18 protein-coding genes and 1 riboswitch are annotated in these 16,088 nt (G+C 70.5%); of the genes, 8 read left to right on the top strand and 10 right to left on the bottom strand.

The window, feature by feature from the left end:
• Positions 1–3: 3 nt before the first annotated feature.
• The 7 genes from ACIRJP_RS03760 to ACIRJP_RS03730 all read right to left on the bottom strand — a co-directional run bounded on the left by ACIRJP_RS03760 (position 4) and on the right by ACIRJP_RS03730 (position 6,757).
• Positions 4–1,002: a hypothetical protein gene (locus ACIRJP_RS03760; protein WP_404167803.1), complete on the bottom strand. Its 999-nt coding sequence runs from the start codon at positions 1,000–1,002 to the stop codon at positions 4–6.
• Positions 1,003–1,051: 49 nt separating this feature from the next.
• Positions 1,052–1,969 carry a methylenetetrahydrofolate reductase [NAD(P)H] gene (gene metF, locus ACIRJP_RS03755; protein ID WP_404167801.1) on the bottom strand — a complete coding sequence of 306 codons (918 nt, stop codon included), beginning with the start codon at positions 1,967–1,969 and terminating at the stop codon, positions 1,052–1,054.
• A gap of 125 nt (positions 1,970–2,094) precedes the next feature.
• On the bottom strand, positions 2,095–2,748 hold the full coding sequence (gene thiE / locus ACIRJP_RS03750) for a thiamine phosphate synthase (RefSeq protein WP_404167799.1): 654 nt from the start codon (positions 2,746–2,748) through the stop codon (positions 2,095–2,097).
• 105 nt (positions 2,749–2,853) lie between these two features.
• A complete protein-coding gene (locus tag ACIRJP_RS03745) occupies positions 2,854–3,219 on the bottom strand; it encodes an Rv2175c family DNA-binding protein (protein ID WP_266736757.1) in 366 nt (121 codons plus the stop codon).
• 43 nt (positions 3,220–3,262) lie between these two features.
• Complete coding sequence (locus tag ACIRJP_RS03740; RefSeq protein WP_404167796.1) at positions 3,263–4,969, bottom strand: peptide-N4-asparagine amidase; 1,707 nt, start codon at positions 4,967–4,969, stop codon at positions 3,263–3,265.
• A gap of 158 nt (positions 4,970–5,127) precedes the next feature.
• Entirely contained in the window at positions 5,128–6,384 is a 1,257-nt protein-coding gene (locus ACIRJP_RS03735; RefSeq protein ID WP_404167794.1) for an NAD(P)/FAD-dependent oxidoreductase, read from the bottom strand.
• A gap of 28 nt (positions 6,385–6,412) precedes the next feature.
• Complete coding sequence (locus ACIRJP_RS03730) at positions 6,413–6,757, bottom strand: hypothetical protein (protein ID WP_404167792.1); 345 nt, start codon at positions 6,755–6,757, stop codon at positions 6,413–6,415.
• 50 nt (positions 6,758–6,807) lie between these two features.
• Positions 6,808–6,920, top strand: a riboswitch (TPP riboswitch).
• On the opposite strand from ACIRJP_RS03730, the gene thiO reads away from it, so the two are divergent.
• The 6 genes from thiO (at position 6,918) to ACIRJP_RS03700 (ending at position 12,715) form a co-directional block, all read left to right on the top strand.
• Complete coding sequence (thiO, locus tag ACIRJP_RS03725) at positions 6,918–8,102, top strand: glycine oxidase ThiO (protein WP_404167790.1); 1,185 nt, start codon at positions 6,918–6,920, stop codon at positions 8,100–8,102. Its footprint overlaps the riboswitch before it by 3 nt.
• The gene (gene thiS / locus ACIRJP_RS03720) at positions 8,099–8,335 is read left to right on the top strand and encodes a sulfur carrier protein ThiS (protein WP_404167788.1); all 237 of its coding nucleotides are present in this window, start codon (positions 8,099–8,101) and stop codon (positions 8,333–8,335) included. The genes thiO and thiS overlap by 4 nt, the downstream gene beginning before the upstream one ends.
• Before the next feature lie 2 nt (positions 8,336–8,337).
• Positions 8,338–9,132 (top strand): thiazole synthase, encoded by a 795-nt coding sequence (locus ACIRJP_RS03715; protein WP_404167786.1) that lies wholly within the window; start codon positions 8,338–8,340, stop codon positions 9,130–9,132.
• A gap of 112 nt (positions 9,133–9,244) precedes the next feature.
• On the top strand, positions 9,245–11,161 hold the full coding sequence (pknB, locus tag ACIRJP_RS03710) for a Stk1 family PASTA domain-containing Ser/Thr kinase (protein ID WP_404167784.1): 1,917 nt from the start codon (positions 9,245–9,247) through the stop codon (positions 11,159–11,161).
• Between the two features lie 6 nt (positions 11,162–11,167).
• Positions 11,168–12,019: a deoxyribonuclease IV gene (locus tag ACIRJP_RS03705; protein WP_404167782.1), complete on the top strand. Its 852-nt coding sequence runs from the start codon at positions 11,168–11,170 to the stop codon at positions 12,017–12,019.
• A gap of 93 nt (positions 12,020–12,112) precedes the next feature.
• On the top strand, positions 12,113–12,715 hold the full coding sequence (locus ACIRJP_RS03700; protein ID WP_404167780.1) for a DUF4396 domain-containing protein: 603 nt from the start codon (positions 12,113–12,115) through the stop codon (positions 12,713–12,715).
• A gap of 44 nt (positions 12,716–12,759) precedes the next feature.
• On the opposite strand, the gene ACIRJP_RS03695 is transcribed toward ACIRJP_RS03700, so the two are convergent.
• Positions 12,760–13,392 carry a sulfite oxidase-like oxidoreductase gene (locus tag ACIRJP_RS03695; RefSeq protein WP_266736771.1) on the bottom strand — a complete coding sequence of 211 codons (633 nt, stop codon included), beginning with the start codon at positions 13,390–13,392 and terminating at the stop codon, positions 12,760–12,762.
• A gap of 153 nt (positions 13,393–13,545) precedes the next feature.
• On the opposite strand from ACIRJP_RS03695, the gene bfr reads away from it, so the two are divergent.
• On the top strand, positions 13,546–14,025 hold the full coding sequence (bfr, locus tag ACIRJP_RS03690) for a bacterioferritin (RefSeq protein WP_404167778.1): 480 nt from the start codon (positions 13,546–13,548) through the stop codon (positions 14,023–14,025).
• Between the two features lie 23 nt (positions 14,026–14,048).
• On the opposite strand, the gene ACIRJP_RS03685 is transcribed toward bfr, so the two are convergent.
• Together ACIRJP_RS03685 and ACIRJP_RS03680 are read right to left on the bottom strand one after the other, a co-directional pair.
• Complete coding sequence (locus ACIRJP_RS03685) at positions 14,049–14,351, bottom strand: bacterioferritin-associated ferredoxin (RefSeq protein WP_404168199.1); 303 nt, start codon at positions 14,349–14,351, stop codon at positions 14,049–14,051.
• A gap of 169 nt (positions 14,352–14,520) precedes the next feature.
• A complete protein-coding gene (locus tag ACIRJP_RS03680) occupies positions 14,521–15,867 on the bottom strand; it encodes a class II 3-deoxy-7-phosphoheptulonate synthase (RefSeq protein ID WP_404168197.1) in 1,347 nt (448 codons plus the stop codon).
• Between the two features lie 91 nt (positions 15,868–15,958).
• Here ACIRJP_RS03680 and ACIRJP_RS03675 point away from each other — a divergent pair, with 91 nt between their 5' ends.
• Positions 15,959–16,027 (top strand): trp operon leader peptide, encoded by a 69-nt coding sequence (locus tag ACIRJP_RS03675; RefSeq protein ID WP_351257743.1) that lies wholly within the window; start codon positions 15,959–15,961, stop codon positions 16,025–16,027.
• Positions 16,028–16,088: the final 61 nt, after the last annotated feature.

The raw sequence follows: 16,088 nt of genomic DNA, 5'->3' as shown, positions 1-16,088 counted from the left end.
CCGTCAGTAGCGGTACTGCTGCTCGTCGTAGCCGTTGCCGTTGTTGTAGCCGTTCGGGTACGGGGCAGGCGGCGCGGGCGGCTCCGGCGGTGCGACCGGGTACTGCTCGCCCTCTCGCTGCTGCGGCACCCAGACACCGCCCGGCGGAGTATCGGGACCGTACTGCTGGGCGTACGGGTCGGCGGTGTACTCCTGCCGGCCACCGAAGCTGTCGTAGTTGTTGCTGCTGCCGTCGTAGTTGTTGCCGCTGCCGTTGCCGTAGCTGTCGTACGCGTCGTACTGCGGGGAGCCGCCGGTGGTGCCGGTCCCGATGTACGGGTCGGAGTAGGCGGCGTACTGCTGCCGGTCGGTGCCGTAGTCGTACTGACCGGCGAGCGAGTCCTGCCCGGCGTAGGCGTCCTGGCCGGCGTAGCTGTCCTGGCCGGCGTAGGTGTCCTGGCCCGGCGCACCGTGAGCGGCGGAGTCGGCGTACGGGTCGTAGGCGGCGTACTGGGGCTGGGGGTGCTCCTGCCGGCCCTGCTCCTGCCGGGACCGGTGGTGGTCGGAGTAGATGCCGTACTGACCGGTGTCGTCCGGCATCGGCTCGGGCTCGTAGACCGCGGCGGCCTGAGACCCGGGGGGCGGATTTCCGGGGGCCGAAGGCTTCGGGGCCCCCTCGTCGGACGCCATCTCCAGGTCCGACACCTGGAGGGTGGGCCCGCGGCCCTCCCGGTCGCCGCCGCCGCGGCGACGCCGGCTCTCGCCGGGGCTGCCCCCTATGGCCCAGCCGGTGGAGAAGCCGCGCCGGAAGGAGAGCGTGACGTACGTCTGGCCGGTCGCGAAGGCGATCGTGCCGAGGACGATGACGAACACCGACGGCATCAGCACGCCGACGACCACGATTCCGAAGCCCGCGAAGGCGAGCAGCCGCCATCGAAGGCGCGCCTTGTACTGCAGGAGCACCTCACCGAGCAGCCACAGCGCCACAATTCCGAACGCGATGTAGAGAACCGTCCAGCCCATGCCCGCCCCCTCCTACGGCCACCGCCCGGGTCGCGGCGGGTACGGCCGGTCACGACTGCTTGTGCAGTCCGAGATTCTCGTAGATTTCGAGCGTCGCAGTCGAGTTGTTGAGCGTGATGAAGTGCAGTCCGGGCACACCCTCGGATCGCAGCCTCGCGCAGAACTGCGTTGCGAAGTCGATGCCAATGGAGCGTACAGCGGCGGGATCGTCCTTGGCGGCGAGGATGCGTTCTTTCAGGGACGAGGGGAAAGACGCGTTGCTGAGCTGCGCGAATCTGTCCAACTGCTTGACGCTGGTCAGCGGCATGACTTCGGGAATGATCGGGGTTTCGCAACCCGCAGCGACCACTCGGTCACGCATACGCAAATAGTCCTCCGGATTGAAGAACATCTGGGTGATCGCATAGTCGGCACCGGCGCGGCACTTGTCCACGAAATGCCGGATGTCGGTGTCCCAGTCGGTCGATCGCGGGTGCATCTCGGGAAATGCCGCGACGCCGACGCAGAAATCGCCGGATTCCTTGATGAGCCGGACGAGATCGGCCGCGTACCGCACACCCTGCGGGTGCTCGACCCATTCGCCCATCGGGTCGCCCGGCGGGTCTCCGCGCACGGCTAGGATGTTCCGGATCCCGGCGTCCGCGTACTGCCCGATCATGTTGCGCAGCTCGGCGACGGAGTGGTTGACCGCCGTGAGGTGGGCGACCGGGGTGAGGGTGGAATCGGCCGCGATCTGCTCGGTGGCCTTAACCGTCCCGGCCCGGGTGGAGCCACCGGCCCCGTAGGTCACGGAGACGAAGCTCGGCCGCACCGCCTCGACCCGGCGCAGCGCGTTCCAGAGGTTCCGCTCGCCCTTCTCGGTCTTGGGCGCCCAGAACTCGAACGAGTACGAGGTCCTGCCGGTCGCGAGAAGCTCACGCACCGTGCGCGCGTGATCTGTCCTGGTGGATGGTGTGCCAAGGGCCATACCGGCAGGTTAACCAGAGCGCGACGACCGATGGACCGGACCAGTGCGAATTGCCCGAATTGACTGGTTGTTTGTCCATCCCTCGGACAGTCGGCCGGATATCACCTCCGGCCCGGTCCGCCGGATCACTCCGCGACGCGCGCCCGGACCCTTCTGGCCAGGTCGGCGGTGGCGGCGGCCGGGTCGGCGGCCTCGGTGATCGCCCGGACGACGACGACCCGGCGGGCCCCGGCGTCCAGCACCTCGTCGAGATTGCCGGCGTCGATCCCGCCGATGGCGAACCAGGGGCGCGGCTGGTCGAGCGAGGCGGCGTACCGCACCAGGTCCAGGCCGGGGGCGTGGCGTCCGGGCTTGGTCGGGGTGGGCCAGCACGGGCCGGTGCAGAAGTAGTCCACGCCGGGCTCGGCGACGGCTGCGTCGACCTCGGACCGGGCATGTGTGGAGCGGCCGATCACCACGTCCTCGCCGATGATGGCGCGGGCGGCGGGCACCGGCAGGTCCCCCTGGCCGAGGTGCAGCACGTCGGTGCCGATGGCATGGGCGACGTCGGCCCGGTCGTTCACCGCGAGGAGCTTGCCGTGGCGCCGGCACGCGTCGGCGAGGAGGGCCAGATGGCCGAGCTCCTCGGCCGCCTCCATGCCCTTGTCGCGGAGCTGGACGATGTCCACTCCCGCGGCGAGGACGGCGTCGAGGAACTCGGGGAGGTCGCCCTGACGCCTGCGGGCATCCGTGCACAGATAGAGCCGGGCGTCGGACAGCAGCGCGCGAGGCGTGGACATGGTGCGGTTCCCCCTGGGAGAGCGTGGTGGAGCGGCTGCTGCCGGACGGTGCGCGGCGCGGGCCGCGCGGTGTCGCGCGGCCCGCCCCTCGCATACGGCCGGTCGTCAGACGGCGAGCGCCTGGGCGCGGCGCTTCACCTCCGTGCCGCGATTCTCACTCAGTGCCTGGGCGGGGGTGCCCGGCAGGGTCGGGTCGGGGGTGAAGAGCCACTCCAGCATCTCTTCGTCGTTGTAGCCGTCGTCCTTCAGGAGCGTCAGGGTGCCGGAAAGGCCCTTGACCACCTTGTCGCCGTCGATGAAGGCGGCAGGCACCTGGAGCGTCCGGTTCTCACCACGTCGTACGGCGATCAGCTGGCCCTCCTTGACCAGCTGCCGCACGCGCGTCACCTCGACACCGAGCATTTCGGCGATGTCGGGCAGGTGCAGCCAGTCGGGGACGAGAGCATCGATCTTTGCGTCAATCTCGGTCACGAGGACAAGCCTGCCATCCCGCACTGACAGCCGATACCCGGACTCAGCCCTTCAGGGCCTCGCGGACCACGTCGGCGAGGCGGCAGTGGCTCTGCCGGTCGCCGGTGACCCAGCCGTGCGCGGTCGTCAGGGAGCGCGAGTAGCAGGCTCCGGTGTCCGTGGTGCCCCGGTACGTCTCGGACGAGGCGCCGTCGGCGGCCCGGACCGCGCCGTTCTCACGGGCGAGACTGCCGGTCGAGTCCACCGTGTCGTCCGTGACCGCGTCCGTGCGCCACGCGTGGGCGGAGCCCTTCCTGGACGTGTCGAGGAGCACCCGGCGCTGGGTGACGGCGGCCTTCAGGTCGTAGTTGTTGTAGTCGCCGTAGAACGGGATGTCCATGTCGACGTCGATGGGGTAGGACCAGGCGTGCCGCCGGGCCTCGGTGCGTCCGCCGGTCCTCGTCGTCACCGTGGTGGCGCCGTGGTCGCGCTGGTGCACCGTCTGCTGCCGGCCGGTCCTGGAGACCGTGCCCTCGTTGCTGTACGAGAAGTCCTGCTCGACGGTGGTGGTGACCCGGCCCTTCGAGGTCTCGACATAGCCCGAGATCTTCCAGGAGCGGCCGGTCGACACGGAGACGTCCGTGGAACCGTCCTCGCCCGGGGTCTGGACGGTCTTCACGACCGGGGTGTGACCGAGGGTGTTGGTGGTCACCCTGCCGCGCGTGCGGGACGCGTGCGCGTCCGTGTCGAGGAAGAGCGAACCGTCGACGATCCAGCCATCGGCCGCACCGTACGGCGTGATGCTGATGACGTGCGGCTTGCCGTCGGCCAGCAGACCCGCGAAGGGGGTGAGGTCGATGTCGTACGCCTCGGTCCTGAACTGGTCGATGGCCGGGATCGGGCGCCACAGGGTCGGCACGATGCCGCCGGAATACACCACGGGGTACGGCTGGGCGAGGCCGGCGGGCTGTCCGTCCACCGCGACCTGCACCTCACGGTAGGGGCCGCCGCCGCAGAGGTAGTCGGGGGCTGTTTCCGCCAGGTCACTGGGGACCGCGTCGAACCACTGCTCGTCGCAGCCACCACCGCGTGCGTAGACCTCCAGGCGCGCCTTGGTCAGGTTGCGCGGGAAGGTGACCTCGGTGCGGGTGGAGCCGCCCTTGCCGACGCTCATCCAGGGGGCACTGCCGGAGCCGGTGTCGCCGAGCGGGACGACGCGGTCGGCCGTGGTGGCCGCCGGGTGACGCTTGTCGGCCTGGTAGTACGTGATCTTCAGCTTGATCCTGTACACCCCGGTGTAGGTGTCGTTGACAACGTTGCCCAGTTCGAGCTGGAGCTTCTGCGGGTCCTTGAGGAGCGGCGCGAAGTCGGTGATGTCCTTGGCGACGTGCCAGCTGATGCCGTCGTCGTCGGGCTCGGCGGTGCTGGTACGGAAGACCTCCGCGCCACCGATGAAGACCGCTGCGAGGCGGTCGTACTGACGCCCCTTCACGCTGCCCGACCAGTCGAGGACGACCTTGTTCCACGGCCCCTCGCACTGCTTGGGCGGGGTGAGCGTGGTGGTGTACGGCGGTCCGCCGAGGGTGTAGCCGAAGTCGTGGTCGACAGCCGTCACCGAGCAGCTCTCGGTGTCCGGACGGGAGACCGGTGGCAGCGCGTCGATCGGGTCCTGGTAGTCGACGGCCGGGTTGGAATCGGGCCTGGGCGTGGCGCCCGCGTAGGCCGGGGCGGCAAGTGCGCCGCCGACGAGGGCGGTCAACGCCGAAGCCACGGAGACTCCACGCAGCGCGCGGGCCAATCTGTGCCGGAACATGTGCGTCCTTCGAAGAGTATGAAATGAGCACTCCAAAAGATGCACAGTGCACTAATTTTTGCCTTCCTCCAAGAGGTCGTCCACATAAAAGACGCCAGCGTACGCTGTCCGTGCACCTACTGACGGATCGCCGACTTCAGCGGTACGGCCGGGTCACCGGCCTTCTCCGGATCGAGCCGCGCCCCCGCTTCGATGAGCTTGCGGCCCTGTGCCAGATCGCGCGGCCGGCCGACGGCCAGGACCGCGACCAGGACGCCGTCGCGCAGCCAGCACACCGACCACGCGGGCCCGGCCGGATCGCCGCGCCACAGCAGGGTGTCGGCGCTCCCGTGGTGGCCCGCGTACTGCACGAACCGGTCGAACTGCTCGGACCAGAAGTACGGCACGGGGTCGTACACCACCGGCTCCGGGGCGCCGCCGGCCGCCGCGCCGATGATGTTGGCGGCGGCGGTGCGCGGGCCCTGGAGCGCGTTGTCCCAGTGATGGACGAGCAGGCGTTCGCCGTACCGGGCGGAGGGGAACGAGGCGCAGTCGCCGACCGCGTACACATCGGGCGCCGAGGTGCGCAGCGCCCCGTCGGCGGTCACCGATCCGTCGGGGCCGAGTGCGATGCCGGAGCCGGCCAGCCAGCCGGTGGCGGGCCGGGCGCCGATTCCGACGACGACCGCTCCGGCCGCGACGGTGCGGCCGTCCGCAAGGACCACCCGGCCCGGCTCGACGCTCTCGACCCTGGCCCCGGTGAGGAGTTCGGCGCCGATCTCCGCGTACCAGGCGGCCATCGGGGCGGCGACCTCCGCGGGCATCGCGCCCGCCAGGGGCCGGTCGGCGGCCTCGACGACGGTGACGGCGCAGCCGGCGGCGCGGGCCGCGGTGGCGAACTCGGCGCCGATCCAGCCCGCGCCGACGACCACGACGCCGTGCTGCTGGTCGAGGACCGGCCGCAGCCGTGCCGCGTCGTCGAGGGTGCGCAGCAGGTGGACGCCGGGAACGCCCTCGGTGCCGGGCAGGACGACGGGTTCGGCACCGGTCGCGATGACCAGGCTGTCGTAGGGAACGGGCCCTGACGGAGTGTCCAGTTCGTGCGCGCCCGGCCGTACGCCGGTGACTTCGCGGCCCAGTTGCAGATCGATGTCCAGCGCCTCGAAGTCGATGTCGAAGGCGGAGTCCTCGGCCTTGCCGAGCAACACCGCCTTGGACAGCGGGGGCCGGTCGTAGGGCTGGTGCGGTTCGGCACCGATCAGGGTGACGGGGCCGGTGAAGCCCTGTTCCCGCAGGGCCACCGCGGTCTGCACCCCGGCCATGCCCGCACCGACGACGACCACGCGGTGTCCTGCCCGCCGGTCCGGCTGCTCTGACTGCTGCTGATCGCTCACCCGTACACCATAATCACCTGACGGATCGTCAGGAAAGGGCGAGTTCCTCGACCGTGCTCGTCCCGCTGCCCTCCTGCGATTCCCACGCCCACCGCTCGTCCAGCCGGACCCGGCCGTCCGGGAGGTCGACGACGGTGGAGACGCAGTGGCCGCTGGACGTCGTTCCGTCCTGCTTCAACTGGACGTAGCGGAAGTCCAGGGTGTCGCCGTCCCGGGTGCCGACGAGATGGCCGCGCACCACGTCGCCGCCCGCGTACTCGGCCCAGATCCGGCCGTCGTCCTCGTGGTACGTGAAGCGGGTACGGGTGCCGACCTGGCCGGGCGCCTGGTCGGCGACCGGGGCGAGGACGAGTCCGTCGAGCGAACGGGCCACGGTGACCACTCCTTACTGGTCCGATGGGACTGGGTTTAGGGTGGCCAACGTAAAGCACTCGCGGGAGCCCGGACGCACCGGGCTGAGAGGGAGGCTGGGCGGCCTCCGACCGTACGAACCTGATCCGGGTCATGCCGGCGAAGGGAGGGGCTGGAAGCCCATGCGTTCTGCTCGGAACGGAAACGGATCCGATGTCCTGGTCATCGGGGGCGGGATCATCGGCCTGGTGACGGCCTGGCGGGCCGCTCAGCGCGGACTGCGCACGGCGCTCGCCGACCCCGAACCGGGTGGCGGTGCCGCCCGGGTGGCGGCCGGCATGCTGGCCGCCGTCACCGAACTCCACTACGGCGAACAGCTGCTGCTCGGCCTCAACGTCGCCTCGGCGGCCCGCTATCCGGCCTTCGTGGCCGAGCTGGAGGCGGCGAGCGGGCGGGAGACGGGCTTTCGCGCCTGCGGCACCCTGGCCGTCGCGCTGGACTCCGACGACCGCGCCCATCTGCGGGAGCTGCACGCCCTCCAGCAGCGTTCCGGCCTCGAATCGGAGTGGCTCACCGGCCGTGAGTGCCGCCGGCTGGAGCCGATGCTCGCGCCGGGCGTCCGGGGCGGCCTTCGGGTCGACGGCGACCACCAGATCGATCCCCGCCGGCTGGCCGCCGCCCTGCTGACCGCCTGCGAACGGGCCGGGGTGGTCTTCCACCGCGGCTGGGTGGAGCGCCTGAGCGTGGTGGGCGACCGGGCCGCCGGGGCGGTGCTCGCCGACGGTACGGAGCCGGTGGCCGACCAGGTAGTGCTCGCCGCGGGCAGCCTCAGCGGGCGGCTGCCGGGGCTGCCGGACGAGGTGGTGCCACCGGTCCGGCCGGTGAAGGGCCAGGTGGTGCGGTTGACCGTGCCCGCCGGGTACGCACCGTTCCTGAGCCGCACGGTCCGGGCCGTGGTCCGGGGCGGCCACCTCTATCTCGTACCGCGCGAGAACGGCGAGCTGGTCGTCGGCGCCACCAGCGAGGAAATGGGCTGGGACACCACCGTCACCGCGGGCGGCGTCTACGAGCTGCTGCGCGACGCCCACGAACTGGTCCCCGGCATCACCGAGCTGCCGCTCACCGAGACCCTGGCCGGCCTTCGTCCCGCCTCCCCCGACAACGCCCCGCTCCTCGGCCCCACCGCCCTGCCCGGCCTCCACCTCGCCACCGGCCACCACCGCAACGGCGTGCTGCTCACCCCCATCACCGGTGACGTCATGGCGGAGTTCCTCACCGGCGGCGAGCCGCCCGAGCCGGCCCGCCCCTTCACCCCGCACCGTTTCTCCCGCGCCACCGCCTCCGTACGTCAGGAGCAGCCCGCATGAACGAGCCCGCACCGCTCTCCGGGGCGACCCGCCTCTCCGTCTCCGTGAACGGCGAGGTCCGACGCCTCGCCGGGGGCACCACCCTGGCGGCGCTCGTCGCCATGCTCACCACCGCGCACTCCGGTGTCGCGGCCGCCGTCAACGAGACCGTCGTACCGCGCGGCCAGTGGGCCGCCACCACGCTCCTCAACGGTGACCGCGTCGAGGTCCTGACCGCGGTCCAGGGAGGCTGATCATGTCGGACGACCTCTTCACCCTCGGCGACACCACGTTCGGCTCCCGGCTGATCATGGGGACCGGCGGGGCGCCGAGCCTCGACGTGCTGGAGCGCTCCCTGTCCGCCTCCGGCACCGAGCTGACCACCGTCGCGATGCGCCGCCTCGATCCGACCGTGCAGGGTTCGGTGCTCTCCGTCCTGGAGCGGCTCTCCATCCGCGTGCTGCCCAACACGGCGGGCTGCTTCACCGCGGGCGAGGCCGTGCTGACCGCCCGGCTGGCCCGCGAGGCGCTCGGCACCGACTGGATCAAGCTGGAGGTGGTGGCCGACGAGCGGACCCTGCTGCCCGATCCGATCGAGCTGCTGGACGCCGCGGAGATCCTTGTGGACGACGGCTTCACCGTGCTGCCGTACACCAATGACGACCCGGTGCTGGCGCGTCGGCTCCAGGACGTGGGATGCGCGGCGGTGATGCCGCTCGGCTCCCCCATCGGCTCCGGGCTCGGCATCCGCAACCCTCACAACTTCCGGCTGATCGTCGAGCAGGCCCGGGTCCCGGTGATCCTCGACGCGGGCGCCGGGACCGCCTCCGACGCGGCGCTCGCGATGGAGCTGGGGTGCGCCGCGGTGATGCTGGCGTCCGCGGTGACCCGGGCCCAGGAGCCCGAGCTGATGGCCGCGGCGATGCGTCACGCGGTGGAGGGCGGGCGGCTGGCGTACCGGGCCGGCCGGATTCCCCGCCGTCACTTCGCGGAGGCGTCGTCGCCGGTCGAGGGGCGGGCGGTGCTGGACCCGGAGCGGCCGGCCTTCTGAGCCGCCGGCACGCGGGCGGATCGCATGTCCCTGTCACGGCTCGGCTGCAGTACGGCCCCGGGTCCGCCCCGGCCGGTGGGCCGTGTCCGTGGCGGCTCGTAGACTCGCCTGCGTGGATACGACCCTCCAGGACCCTCTCGTCGGGCAGCTGCTCGACGGCCGCTACCGCGTCGATGCCCGCATCGCCGTGGGCGGCATGGCCACGGTCTACCGGGCCGTGGACACCCGGCTCGACCGGGTGCTCGCCCTCAAGGTGATGCACCCGGCGCTGGCCACCGACGCCTCGTTCGTCGAGCGCTTCATCCGCGAGGCCAAGTCGGTGGCCCGGCTCGCGCACCCCAATGTGGTCGCCGTCTTCGACCAGGGCGCCCAGGGGCAGTACGTGTACCTCGCGATGGAGTACGTCGCGGGCTGCACCCTGCGCGACGTGCTGCGCGATCGCGGCGCGCTCCAGCCGAGGGCCGCCCTGGACATCCTGGAGCCGGTCCTCGCCGCGCTCGGCGCCGCGCACCGGGCGGGCTTCGTGCACCGCGACATGAAGCCGGAGAACGTCCTGATAGGGGACGACGGCCGGGTCAAGGTCGCCGACTTCGGCCTCGTACGCGCGGTGGGCGCCGTCACCAACACCACCGGGTCCGTCCTGGGCACGGTCTCCTATCTCGCCCCCGAGCAGATAGAGAACGGCACCGCGGACACCCGCACCGATGTGTACGCCTGCGGTGTCGTCCTGTACGAGATGCTGACCGGCTCCAAGCCGCACGGCGGCGACACCCCCGCCCAGGTCCTCTACCAACACCTCAACGAGGCCATGCCGTCGCCGTCGGCCGCCGTCCCGGGGCTCCCGGCCGAGCTCGACGGCCTGGTGGCGAGCGCCACCGCCCGCGACCCCGAGGCCCGCCCGTTCGACGCGGTGACGCTGCTCGCCGAGACCCGTGCGGCCCGCTCCGGCCTCACCGACGCCCAGCTGGACGCCGTACCGCCTCAGGCCACCGCCGAGGTTCACGACGCCGCCGAGGACCGCACCAGCGTGATCCCTCGGCTGCTCCCGGCCGGGCAGGGCGTCTCGCACCACACCAGCCGGCTGGAGATGCCCCCGCCGGTGCCGCCTGGGGCCACGCCGGAGGACCGGCGCCGCCGCGGACCGAGGCGCTCGGTCATCGCCGTGGTTGTCGCCGTGCTGCTGGCGCTGGGGATCGGTACCGGTGTCTGGTACATCAACTCCGGACAGTTCACCCGGGTCCCCTCTCTGCTCGGCCAGACCGAGAAGGACGCCCGGCAGCGGCTCGCGAAGGCCGGTCTGGAGCTCAAGGGCGTAGACCGGGCCTACAGCGACACCGTGGAGCGCGGCGAGGTCATCAGCAGCGACCCGGGGTCCGGCGACCGCGTCAGGGGCAACGACGCGGTGAAGCTCGTCGTCTCGCGCGGCCCCGAGATCGTGAAGGTGCCCGACGTCAAGGACCTCTCGATCGCCGACGCCAGGCGTGAGCTGAAGAAGGCCGGCCTGGTGCCCGGCATGGTCACCAGGGAGTTCAGCGAGGAGACGGCCCGGGGCGACGTGATCCGCACGGACCCGGTGGCGGGCACCGAGCGCCACCCGGACACGGCGGTCGCCCTCCAGGTCAGCAAGGGCGCTCCGGTGGACGTCCCCGACGTCAGCGGGCTGTCCGTCGCGGACGCCACCGCCGCGCTGGCGGACGAGGGGCTGAAGGCCAAGGTGCTGCCCGACCGGGTCAATTCCCCCGAGGTCGCGGGCGACATCGCCCGGCAGTCGCCGGGTGCGGGCTCCGAGGCCGCCGAGGGCGACACCATCACGCTCACGGTCTCCGAAGGGCCGCGGATGATCGACGTCCCGGACGTCACCGGCAAGGACGTCGACGAGGCCACGAGCGAGCTGGAGGACGCGGGCTTCGAGGTGAAGGTCGACCGCCCGTTCCTGTCCTTCAGCGACACCATCGCGAGCCAGTCCGTCGACGGCGGCGAGAAGGCCCCCGAGGGCAGCACCATCACCATCAAGACCAAGGGACTCTAGATCCGTATGCGCAACCCAGTCGGCGGCCACATCCCGGTGGCCGGCGGCCTCGCCAAGGTCGGCCTCCCCTACGCCCGTGAGATGGGGGCGGAGGCCGTCCAGGTCTTCGTCGCCAACCCGCGCGGCTGGGCGACACCCGTCGGCAACCCGGCCCAGGACGAGCAGTTCCGCGCCGAGTGCGCCGACGCGTCCATACCGGCGTACGTCCACGCCCCGTATCTGATCAACTTCGGGTCGCACACCGAGGCGACCGTGGAGAAGTCCGTGGAGTCGCTGCGCCACTCGCTGCGCCGGGCCCGTGAGATCGGCGCCCTGGGCGTCGTGGTGCACACCGGATCGGCGACCGGCGGCCGGCCGCGCGAGCAGGCCCTCGCGCAGGTCCGCACGCACATGCGGCCGCTCCTGGACGAGCTGACCCACGACGACCCGTATCTACTGCTGGAGTCGACCGCCGGGCAGGGTTTCTCGCTCTGCTCGCGGACCTGGGACTTCGGCCCGTACTTCGACGCGCTGGACGCCCACCCCAAGCTCGGCATCTGCCTGGACACCTGCCACGTCTACGCGGCGGGCCACGACCTGACCGGCCCGGAGGGCATGCGGCAGACCCTGGACCTGCTGGTGGCGACGGTCGGCGAGGGCCGGCTGAAACTGATCCACGCCAATGACTCCAAGGACGTGGTCGGAGCCCACAAGGACCGGCACGAGAACATCGGCTCCGGGCACATCGGCGAGGAGCCGTTCCGTGAACTCTTCTCGCATCCGGCGACCGAGGGCGTACCCCTGATCATCGAAACCCCGGGCGGCAAGGAGGGCCACGCTGCGGACGTGGCACGGCTGAAGGGGCTGCGCGACAGCTGATTCCCCACGCGATTCCCCCATTGAGGAATACCCCGCAGGGGTATACGGTTCCTGCTGGCGGCAGGAACCGCTACTCGGCTTTGGGGGATCACCATGGAGCACGACACACACCACGGCCAGCACGGCCGGCACGACCACGACGTGGACCACGCAGAGCACGCGGCGCACGTGGACCACTCGCCCCACTCGGCTCACGCGGACCACGCAGATCACGCAGATCACGCAGGCCACAACCGCCACTCCACCCACAGCGCCGGCAAGGTCGGCTGGGCCATGGCCGCACGGGCCACGCTGCACTGCCTCACCGGCTGCGCCATCGGCGAGATCCTCGGCATGGTGATCGGCACGGCGCTCGGCTGGGGCAACATGGCGACGATGGCGCTCGCGATCGTCCTGGCCTTCTTCTTCGGCTACACGCTGACCCTGCGCTCCGTCCTGAAGGCGGGCGTCGACTTCGGCACCGCCCTGCGGGTCGCCTTCGCCGCCGACACCCTGTCCATCGCGGTGATGGAGCTGATCGACAACGGTGTGATCGCGCTGTGGCCGGGCGCCATGGACGCCACGCTCGCCGACACGCTGTTCTGGGGCGCGCTCGCGATCTCGCTCGCCGTCGCCTTCGTCGCCACCACACCGGTCAACAAGTGGATGATCGGCCGGGGCAAGGGGCACGCGGTGGTGCACCGGTACCACCACTGAGGAACCGGGCGGCGGGCCACCGGCTCGGCCCGGGAGCCGTCAGGTCAGAGCTCGGGGCCGTCCCCGGGCTCTTCCTGGTAGGAGTACCGCTGCTCGCTCCACGGGTCACCGATGTTGTGGTAGCCGCGCTCCTCCCAGAAGCCGCGGCGGTCGGCCGTCATGTACTCGACGCCCCGGACCCACTTGGGCCCCTTCCAGGCATAGAGATGCGGCACGACGAGGCGGAGCGGGAAACCGTGCTCGGCGGTGAGCAGTTCCCCGCCCTTGTGGGTGGCGAAAAGTGTTCGGTCCGAGGCGAAGTCGGAGAGCCTCAGATTCGAGCTGAATCCGTACTCGGCCCAGACCATCACGTGCGTGACGTTCGGTGCGGGCGGCGCGAGTTCCAGGACCGTGCGGGCGAGCACTCCGCCCCATTCGGCACCGATCATGCTGAATTTGGTGACGCAGTGCAGGTCGGCGACGACCGAGGTGAACGGCAGCACCGAGAATTCCTGGTGGTTCCAGCAGTGCTTCTCGCCGTCCGCGGTAGCCCCGAAGACCCGGAACTCCCAGCGGTCCGGCTTGAACTTGGGCACAGGCCCATAGTGGGTAACCGGCCAACCGCGCTGGAGTCGCTGGCCCGGCGGAAGCTCGGACTGCTCTGACGCGCGGTGTTCCCGGCTTTCCGGCTGACCCATGCCTCCATGGTGACAGACAGGCAGGGGTGGTCCTGACCAGGACAGGGGCGATTCGGACAACTCACAGTAAGCCTGCACTTACTGGACGGCCATCGGGTGCGATGCGAAGATGCGGCCAACTTGCCAGTTCACCGGTTGGAAGGAGCCTCTGCGATGCAGGGCGACCCCGAGGTCCTTGAGTTCCTGAACGAGCAGCTGACCGCAGAGTTGACTGCCATCAACCAGTACTTCCTGCACGCGAAGATGCAGGACAACTTCGGCTGGACGAAACTCGCGAAGTACACCCGCTCCGAGTCGTTCGACGAGATGAAGCACGCCGAGGTCCTCACGGACCGCATCCTCTTCCTCGACGGACTGCCCAACTACCAGCGGCTGTTCCATGTGCGGGTGGGCCAGACCGTCACCGAGATGTTCCAGGCGGACCGCCAGGTCGAGGTGGAGGCGATCGACCGCCTCAAGCGCGGGATCGAGCTGATGCGGGGCAAGGGCGACATCACGTCGGCGAACATCTTCGAGTCGATCCTGGCGGACGAGGAGCACCACATCGACTACCTCGACACCCAGCTGGAACTGGTCGAGAAGCTCGGTGAGCCGCTCTACATCGCCCAGCTGATCGAGCAGCCGGACAGCTGAGGGCCGCCCCGGGCCGGCTCAGGTCAGGCCGCGTCGGGAAGCGGGATTCCTGGCGCGCTACCGGGGGCGATTCCCGGTTCGGCGGCAGGTCCGGATCCGGCGCCCGTGGCGGTCTGGTCGGCGGCGCCGGGCATCCGCTTCTGGTCGAGCAGTTCACGGCGCGGGCAGGCACCACGGCCGAGCATCGCCTGGATGGCCCGGACGCAACCGCCGCAGTCCGTGCCCGCCTTGCAGGCGGAGGCTATCTGACGCGGCGTGCACGCCCCGGCGTCCGCATGCTCCTTGACCTGCTTCTCCGTGATGCCGAAGCACGAGCAGACGTACACGCGGTTCACCTCCCGGCGGGATCGGTCGTTCACTGCCACCCCGTTTATCGGTGAGGCTAACCTAACCTTACCCGCACCCAGAGGCGTTAAAAGCCTCCGGACGCCCTGTGGGGCACGGATCACATCGATCCGTGCCCCACAGTCATACGCGCGCCATCTGCGGTGATGCCTACTGGTCCCGGTACATCTCGGCGACCAGGAAGGCCAGGTCCAGCGACTGGCTGCGGTTGAGCCTCGGGTCGCAGGCCGTCTCGTAACGCTGGTGCAGATCGTCCACGAAGATCTCGTGTCCACCGCCGACGCACTCGGTGACATCGTCGCCGGTGAGCTCGACGTGGATGCCGCCCGGGTGCGTACCGAGGCCCTTGTGCACCTCGAAGAAGCCCTTGACCTCGTCCAGGACGTCGTCGAAGCGACGGGTCTTGTGACCGGAGGCGGCCTCGAAGGTGTTGCCGTGCATCGGGTCGGTCACCCACGCCACGGTGGCACCGGAGGCAGTGACCTTCTCGACCAGGGCCGGGAGCTTGTCACGGACCTTGTCGGCGCCCATGCGGACGATGAAGGTCAGCCGGCCGGGCTCACGCTCGGGGTCGAGCCGGTCGATGTAGCCGAGCGCCTCGTCGACCGTGGTGGTCGGGCCTAGCTTGATGCCGATGGGGTTACGGATCCGCGACGCGAACTCGATATGCGCACCGTCCATCTGGCGGGTGCGCTCACCGATCCAGACCATGTGGCCGGAGGTGTCGTACAGCTCGCCGGTGCGCGAGTCGGTGCGGGTCAGCGCCGACTCGTAGTCCAGCAGCAGGCCCTCGTGCGAGGCGTAGAACTCGACCGCCTTGAACTCGGCCGGGTCCGTGCCGCACGCCTTCATGAAGTTCAGCGCGTTGTCGATCTCGCGGGCGAGCGCCTCGTAGCGCTGGCCGGACGGCGACGACTTCACGAAGTCCTGGTTCCAGGCGTGCACCTGGCGCAGGTCGGCGTAACCGCCGGTGGTGAAGGCGCGGACCAGGTTCAGCGTGGAAGCGGATGCGTGGTACATCTGCTTCAGCCGCTCGGGGTCCGGGACGCGGTCCTTCTCGGTGAAGGCGAAGCCGTTGACGGAGTCGCCGCGGTAGGTCGGCAGGGTGACGCCGTCGCGGGTCTCGGTCGGCTTGGAGCGCGGCTTGGAGTACTGCCCGGCGATCCGGCCCACCTTGACGACGGGCACGGAGGCCGCGTACGTCAGGACGGCACTCATCTGGAGCAGCGTCTTCAGCTTGGCCCGGATGTGGTCGGCCGACACGCCGTCGAAGGCTTCGGCGCAGTCACCGCCCTGCAGCAGGAACGCCTCGCCCTTGGCGACGGCTCCCATGCGGGCGCGCAGCTGGTCGCACTCACCCGCGAAAACGAGGGGCGGATACGACTCGAGGTCCGCGAGTACATCGCGCAGAGCCTCGGCATCGGGGTACTCGGGCTGCTGCGCCGCGGGAAGGTCTCGCCAGGTGTTGCCACCGGCGACGGAGGTATTGGCGTTCACGGTCACAACCCCAACATTACGGGGTTCGCCGGTGCGCCCCGCCACAAGCTCAATAGTTGAGACACGCGCTCGGACGAGACCGGCGTCCGCTATGGTTCGGAACATGTTCGCGCTGACAAACCAGAACTGGTGGTGGACCGCTCATCCGGCGGCCCACTGAACAATCGCGCGCGACAGACCACGCGAAGGCCGCCCGAGGGGCGGCCTTTTCCGCGTTTTCG

It is taken from the genome of Streptomyces sp. NPDC102437, assembly GCF_044765565.1.
Lineage (GTDB): Bacteria > Actinomycetota > Actinomycetes > Streptomycetales > Streptomycetaceae > Streptomyces.
This window is presented reverse-complemented; position numbering and strand designations above follow the sequence as displayed.

Excerpts from the sequence above, each read along its gene's own strand:
- ACIRJP_RS03695 (WP_266736771.1), bottom strand. The coding sequence starts at position 13,392 with ATGGGTCAGCCGGAAAGCCGGGAACACCGCGCGTCAGAGCAGTCCGAG.
- thiS (WP_404167788.1), top strand. The coding sequence starts at position 8,099 with ATGAACGAGCCCGCACCGCTCTCCGGGGCGACCCGCCTCTCCGTCTCC.
- ACIRJP_RS03715 (WP_404167786.1), top strand. The coding sequence starts at position 8,338 with ATGTCGGACGACCTCTTCACCCTCGGCGACACCACGTTCGGCTCCCGG.
- ACIRJP_RS03760 (WP_404167803.1), bottom strand. The coding sequence starts at position 1,002 with ATGGGCTGGACGGTTCTCTACATCGCGTTCGGAATTGTGGCGCTGTGG.
- metF (WP_404167801.1), bottom strand. The coding sequence starts at position 1,969 with ATGGCCCTTGGCACACCATCCACCAGGACAGATCACGCGCGCACGGTG.
- ACIRJP_RS03700 (WP_404167780.1), top strand. The coding sequence starts at position 12,113 with ATGGAGCACGACACACACCACGGCCAGCACGGCCGGCACGACCACGAC.
- thiO (WP_404167790.1), top strand. The coding sequence starts at position 6,918 with ATGCGTTCTGCTCGGAACGGAAACGGATCCGATGTCCTGGTCATCGGG.
- thiE (WP_404167799.1), bottom strand. The coding sequence starts at position 2,748 with ATGTCCACGCCTCGCGCGCTGCTGTCCGACGCCCGGCTCTATCTGTGC.
- ACIRJP_RS03705 (WP_404167782.1), top strand. The coding sequence starts at position 11,168 with ATGCGCAACCCAGTCGGCGGCCACATCCCGGTGGCCGGCGGCCTCGCC.
- bfr (WP_404167778.1), top strand. The coding sequence starts at position 13,546 with ATGCAGGGCGACCCCGAGGTCCTTGAGTTCCTGAACGAGCAGCTGACC.